This is a genomic window from Ohtaekwangia sp., assembly GCF_036568665.1.
Lineage (GTDB): Bacteria > Bacteroidota > Bacteroidia > Cytophagales > Cyclobacteriaceae > Ohtaekwangia.
In genome coordinates, this window is record NZ_DATCSD010000289.1 from 1 (window position 1) to 7,189 (window position 7,189).

Annotated in this window: 5 protein-coding genes; all 5 read right to left on the bottom strand. The window is 42.3% G+C overall.

What is annotated here, in order from left to right; all coding sequences use genetic code 11:
- Positions 1-53 precede the first annotated feature (53 nt).
- Positions 54-542, bottom strand: a complete 489-nt coding sequence (locus VIN08_RS15790) for a hypothetical protein (RefSeq protein WP_331967021.1) — start codon at positions 540-542, stop codon at positions 54-56.
- A gap of 65 nt (positions 543-607) precedes the next feature.
- Positions 608-1,060: a hypothetical protein gene (locus tag VIN08_RS15795; RefSeq protein ID WP_331967023.1), complete on the bottom strand. Its 453-nt coding sequence runs from the start codon at positions 1,058-1,060 to the stop codon at positions 608-610.
- Positions 1,061-1,082: 22 nt separating this feature from the next.
- Positions 1,083-1,481, bottom strand: a complete 399-nt coding sequence (locus VIN08_RS15800; RefSeq protein ID WP_331967025.1) for a hypothetical protein — start codon at positions 1,479-1,481, stop codon at positions 1,083-1,085.
- A 126-nt stretch (positions 1,482-1,607) separates the two neighbouring features.
- Positions 1,608-2,336, bottom strand: a complete 729-nt coding sequence (locus VIN08_RS15805; protein ID WP_331967027.1) for a DUF4262 domain-containing protein — start codon at positions 2,334-2,336, stop codon at positions 1,608-1,610.
- A 34-nt stretch (positions 2,337-2,370) separates the two neighbouring features.
- On the bottom strand, positions 2,371-7,189 hold a 4,819-nt coding region (locus tag VIN08_RS15810; RefSeq protein ID WP_331967028.1), incomplete at its 5' end, for an RHS repeat-associated core domain-containing protein.

Here is a 7,189-nt window from a genome sequence, read left to right on the forward strand (position 1 = left end):
CGGTGCATTTCTAGACCTTCTACTTCCTTTCTATTAGATGGCTTAGAATAAATTTAGTATAATTTGACGGATTCGAAAGGAACTCCATAAGTCTCTACTTCTAATAATTTTTCTGATGCATCTTCATAAAAATCCAGCAAAATTTTTGCATTTAGAGTTTCACAAAGAAGACTTATTATTCCCGCATGCTCATCATTAAATTGGAAGTCTGTATTGAAGTACTCCAGGCTTTCCAAGTAAGCTGCCCCACAATATTTTGAATACGTAATCACTAAATAAAAACCACCGTCATAAAAACGATTTATCTCAGAGAAAATATTCTTTAACTTATCTTTATCATCAAAATGAAAACGTGTCTTTCCAACAGGAACGGCTGCCACATTTCTTTTTGTCTCTTCTATTTTGATAAAAGTATCTTCAAGACTGATCAAATCTTCTTTTGAAATTGGCTTTTTGACAAGTGAACTTATCTCATTTAAATATTCATTAATAAGTTGCTTGCCTTTCGTTTTGTTTATCAAAATATCCTTCCGTGATAACATGCTGCATAGTTTTAGGACTTATTCTTTGAAGACTCTTGCGAGAAATAGGACCACGCTGGGTAGAATTAAGATAAAAAACTTTTATACTCTACATCGGCAAAATCAGAATTGGATTCGGTAAAAAAATCAACTAGAAAGTGACATGATAAATCCTCTGGGACTATGGATATAACTTCACCTAATATGTCCTTAAATTTCAGAAAGCTCTGAACAAAATGTTCAGTACGTACATTAACGGCACCACAATACTTTGTATTTTCAGAAAAAAGAATCAGATGTTCTGTAGAAAGCTTCTCGTTAAACATTTGTAAAAGTTTTCCCATTTCAATGAGATCATTTAAATTAATAGTTTCCCGTATAGACATTTTAACATCATTTAATTTATCAACGATTTTGCTGTTAATAAACTGAGTATCTTCCAATGAGAGCAGACTAAATGAATCTTCTTCTTCTCCAAGAATCGATCTGTAATTCTGCAAGTATTTATTCAAGATAAGTTTTTGTCTATTCTGTATCATCTTATACCTCCGTAATTCAATTTTAGTAATCGACTTTTGACTTGTCGCTTGTCAATTTAGGCCTGTCGTAATTGTTTTTAAGAACCTCTCCTGTGTTGGGATGGGTTTTAACCGTGCCTGCCTCCCAATGCGGTTGTCCTTCGTGGCTACTGTCCATGGTTTGTTGTTGAACGGATTTGGTTTCGGTAGTGCTACCACCTTCCGTTGTTGTATTTTTCTTAGCAGTCTCGTAAGAATATTCTCTTCCCGACTTATTTTTTGATTGAGACTTAGGTTGCTGACTTGTTGGTATTTTTTGCTGTCTCATAGCCTCTCTTCTGGCGGCATTAGATGTTTCAAGCTTTTTAACAACTTTAACTGCTGTTGCCGTAGCCGCCCTTGTAGTTTGCTGAACAACCTTTTGAGCTGTAGTCTTAACCACTTGTTGTGCCCCAGCTTTAGCCCCTATCGTTACTGCTGACTTTGCAAAGGCAGATGCACCAGAACTAACAGCACCAGCAACAGCCGAGAGTGCAATGGAACCACCATCAACATCTGTAGCTTGTATTTATCCCCAATCGTTCCAGATAAGGTCAACGGAATCTCGCCAAATTCCCTTATCAATTTGCAAAAAAAGAGCAGGCTCAAGAGTCTTATCAATGCCAATTAAGATCGCTAATGGTAATGCACGCATATCTTCTTTCTGTACTTCTGGGCCCGCTCCACAAAATATCTCCCATTCATCTACCTCCCATCTCATTACTTCCGTGGCCTTCTCACCAAAAAGTACTTTCAGATTGGTTACTGCCGTAGAGTTTCGAGGAACGGGATAATCCCATTCCTTGACTAACCAACACCAGACTGGTTGCAAATCAACTTCAAATTTTCTAGACATATCCGGGGTATCAAGAGTGAAGTGATCTTTGTCCGGTAAAATTTGTAAAATCTGAATGTCATCCCGGTTATAATAGTCAAATACACCAAGGGCAAGCAGTTCACTCCAGGATTTATCTGCCACTGTAAGTGAAAAATATCCTAGAGAATTTACAGTTAATAACAAGGTTTTCCAATCAACACCTTTTTGAAGTTCTCTGACATGTTGATCAATAATGCGGCTTATGTCGTCCTTAGAATAATATTCTCCCCCTGCAAATATGAGTTCAAAGCCCAATATTTCGGTACATCCAATTGTATAGGCAAATCTTGGCAATTCCTTGCTGGTAACCAAAGTTACGTGATATCCATTCTTCAGAATATTTGCTTTAATTCTCCTTAATAAGTCTTCTCTTTCACTCATAATTACGGTTGTCGGGGTCTAATTATATATACTGTTAATTACTTCTATTAGTATTAGTATTAGTATTGTTATTGCCACTGTTGTTATTACTACTGCTATTGTTATTATTCTTGTTACTATTGCTATTGTTATTACTCTTGTTACTATTGCTATTGTTGTTACTACTGTTACTATTGTCCTTCTTCTTATTTCCATGAACATGATTATGACAATCCTTGCAGAGATTTACAAGTGTTTCTTTAGAAGTACGTTCTCCATCTGCATGTCTACCCGGTGTATGATGCGCTTCAACTTCATCTACCGTTACCGGTTTATCACATCCTTCGCATACATTCCCCCGTTCATCCAGCATTTCTTGCTTTTCATTTTTAGTTGCACTTCTCTTAGGATCTCTTTGTGCTGGGGGAGTAGTACCTTTTCCTTTTCCAGGAACAGGAAGCGTTTTACCATTTGGCATTGTTACAGTCTGTGGGTTTACAGCCGTTGTTGTATTTGCTGAGTTAACCTTCTCCATGACCATATTAACTCCAGCCTGTACCATTTTGGCTGCCGCATACACCATACCCGCTGTAACAACTGCCTCCGCTGCTACTATTATAATGGGAATCACAATCACAAAGTCGCCTTCCGGATCATTATAACGTATCGGGTTATTCAACGCAAAATTATACGGTGTCCAATTTGACAAGTCCTCATGATCTGCAAGTGGATCGACTTGCCACCATCTTTCCAAGGTTTGATCATACGTACGGTAAAAGGTTTCATAGACATTTAAAGCAAGGTCTGTCTGTAACTCAGATCCTGCGTTATAGAGACGCATATTTAGTATGCTATTTTCTCTTGAGAAGGTATTAAACCGTTCCCCAAATGGATAGTAATCCTGAATTGCAATAACTGGAGATTTCGTATGCTCTACCTTGAAGTCATCAAAATATACCTCAATGGGACTTCCGCCTAAAGCCGCATTGTCGTTGCTCAGGTAAATATACACATAACCAGCTTCTTTTATCGTGAGCTGCTTCGAGAGTTTTTCATGAGGTACATCGGTGCCACTCTCTTTCGCAGCCTCCGTCACCCTCACAAAACCACCATCCAGTACGTTGTAATTTCTGTCGAAGATCAGGTAATTCAAATATGCTTTCGGTGCTGTGCCGGTTTCACTGCCTTTGTTAAGGATGCTGGCAAATGGATCAACCGTACTTCCGGTGCTTCCCACGGTTCCACCATCTACATACGTGCCTGCAGCAGCTGTTCCGTTGGCAATGGAAGTGATCAGGTTATTTACTGCGGTTGTCCAGTTAGTTTGGTTGGTATCGAGATATTTGGCATATACTTCCGCGTTGATCACATCGCCTGGCATTACGCTTAGCGATTTAGCCAAACCCGTGCGTTCGTTGGCTGTACCGTTCAGGCGTGTGGAGTAGTTTGTACTACCTTGTCTGGTATGGTCAAATAGTCGGAAGTTGATCTTTACTGCTTCGTTATAGTATAAGAACTTGCCTTGTTCAGCGCTTGCATTGGCTGTCTCCAGGGTTGCTGTAGCGCTCTCGGTTTCATTTTTGGAAGTAAACGTAACACGCACATTGCCCAGGTGGTCTTTCAGATGATATTGATATTCGGGAGCAGTGCCGGTCATTACAATGCGGCCTTCTTCGTGGTGGATGAACTTGAGTGTGTCATTTTCATAGAAGTATTCGCCTGCATAATCAGTCTGCTTGGTAAGAGCATTGGCGCTGGTGTATACTTGCTGGGCCAGTTTTCTGCCGGAAGCATCGTAGATATACTTGATATACTCACCACTCCCTTTCGTTACCAGTACCGGCAGATTGAGGTGGTTGTAGGTTATGGCGGCTATATCTTTGTTCTTATCAACGTTCATGCTGCCGTTGTTGTCGTAGAGGTAATCATCATTTACCAGGTTGCCATCGATAAAGCCTTGTGCTATATCGCCCGCATCGCTTACGCTGAGTAGTTTATTACTCCGTGCCTGATCGGTGCCGTAGTAATAGGTAAGTTTATCCAGGGTGGCACCATTCTTTCCTTTGCGGGTAAGATGTTGCAGGTTACCATTCTGGTCGTAGTCATAACCTGTCTCGCTATAGGCATCTGTGCTAACCGTATTGTTGCTGGCATCTTTGTATTGTGGTTGTGCCCAGCTTGCTGATTGCTTCTGGCGGAAATTTGCACCGGTAATCCGGTTCATTGGATCATAAGTATATTGATACGCATTCTCCTTTACATCGCTAAAGCCCTGGTTGTTGCTATACCGGATGGCGGATATATTTCCATTGAACTGCGGTGTGTTATTCAATGTAGCTACGGCATCATTGTAGGAGAGGTTCATACCGAAGTGATCGCGTGGATCGTTGGTTTGATCCGGCGTAAGATCGGAGTTGTTGATCCGTGTGAGCCAACCGCGGATGTTATAGCGCGTGTCCACATGCTGCTTGAAGTTTGCGCCCTGATCTTCGGAGTGAAGCTTCTTGGTGATCAACTGTCCAAGCTCGTTATACTCATTCTTTGCCAGCAATACATTGGTACCGCCATTTACCTGGTGCCAGGTTTTAAGCAAGCGGCCGGCATGGTCGTATTCAAAGGTTCTGGTTATGCTGGTGTTGCGCGCTGCAAAAGAAGCCCGCACATCAGCCAGTGTAGCGCCGGATGAATACAACGATGCGTCTACGCGCAAGTCCGTAGTAGAAGCAACAGCAGATGTTGCTATAAGCTTTCCATTCTGTCGGTACGTTACCGTAGTGCCTTTGCGCTCTACCCGAATCACATCGCCTGTATTGAGTCCTGTGCCGTTATAACGTTTTACACCGCTTTCATAAGTCTGCAGGCTAAAACTGGAATTCACCATATATAGTGCATAATTTATACTGGTGAAACCGCCATCCGGATCGGACGAAGCTAAACCAACCATACGGTTTTTGGTCAGCTCGGTTGCCGTAACTTCCAGCCATCCATCCTGCCCGGCAGGCAATACCTGTACCGATGATGCACCTGCGTTCCAGCCATCGGCACTGCCGCCAGCTTTTGCCAAAGCGTTATTGAGTTTATTAACCACCGCAGGGCTGATCACATTCGTCCACTGGATACCATACTCGGTGCGTGTACTCTTTGATTTGAGAACTTTTCCTGTAAAGTCATATACATTGGTAGTTCTGTCCAGGTCGCCATGCATGTCGTTGGCAACGCTCTGCACTACCCGGTATTTATCATCGTAATAATTGGCTGTAATGATATAGTTTCCTGCGCCAAGCACTTTGCTCTTTGCGCCGGTAACCAGACCCACTACACTTGGGAAACTGTTGCCATTGGCATCAAATTTATACTGATCGGTAAACTCATCGGATTTATAGTTATAGCGATCATCATTGATCAGATTTTTGTAATCATACGAGTCATAATACGTTACTGTCTGTACATCCAGCTTCGTTACATCATTGGGGAATACCGTATTGGTATATCCATGAAAAGCAGTCGAGCCGTCAAAGGTATCATAGAAGTTCGTGGTGCTGATCAAGGCTGCCATATCTGATTGGCTTGCAGCTCCGGTATGTGTATAAATCGCCGTTACGATCGGGCGGTTTAAAGCATCGTATTTTGTTACCAGCCACTGGTTGTTCTTGCGTTGTTCACCGTCCTGTGTCATTACCAAACGGTCGCGATTGTCATATACCATATATACCCAGTCGGCTCCCGGCACTTTCTTTTGCGTCACTCTGTGGCGACTGTCGTATTTATACAGAAACGCCCAGTTATCCAGTGCCAGATTAATAGCAGTCTTTACTTTAATAGGATCGGTTTGAATGGTAATACCGGAGAATGAAGTATTCGTCATCCGCATTCTATATACACCTTCATCGCTGGCGGCAAACGCACTGCGGGTATAGGTTTGTTGTGTAGTGTTGCCGTTCAGGCTGTTTACGCTTGTCCAGCTTCCGTTATCCTGCTGCTTCTCCCAGGTAATGGTACCGTTGCTGCCGGATGTTCTTCCCGGTATTGTAAGCGATGCGCCTATAGCAGGTGTTACGAACTGCACATCTTGTATGGTATTCTGGGGGGTGCTGGTAACAGATTTTATACCAGCACCGATGAGTGGTTGCAACGACCCAAAGTCCAGCCGGTTATACGAAACATTCAACGTTAAATTTGCCTTGTTTACGTGCGTTGTAAAATCAGGAAGTGTTTTTAATTCATTGTTGTTGGCAGTCAATGATACCAGTACGCCCAGGTTAAGCAAGCCTGACGGAAGACTGCTAAACAGATTTTTACCAATGGCAAAACTCGCCAGTGACCGGCAGGCGGAAATACTACTTGGGAAATCACCAGTGAACTGGTTGTTGGATATATTCAGAACCGACAGGCTGCCCCAACCATTGAATAATGTGGAAGGTAAAACACCACTGAATTTATTGTTATAGGCATAGAACGTTACCGTCTGCGTGAGTTTGGATAATTCTACCGGCAGGGTGCCGGTAAGCTGATTATCGTTTATATAGAAGTATCTGACTTTGGTAATATTTCCCAATTCTACAGGTACCGCCCCACTGAGCTTGTTGGCATAGATATAGAAATACTGCACACTGGCCAGGTTGCCTAACGCAGGCGGAATGCTGCCGGTGAGATTATTGTTGTTCAGATAAAACTGAACCACTTTACTCAAATTTCCCAATGAAGCCGGAATGCTTCCGCTAAGCTGGTTAACATGCAAAAGCAGGTATACCAGGTTTGAAAGACTGCCCATTGAAGTAGGAATCGTACCACTCAGGTTATTGTGATGCAGTGATAAAGTGGTTAAATATTTCAGGTTTCCTATATCGGATGGAATGCTACCCGTTAAAGCATTT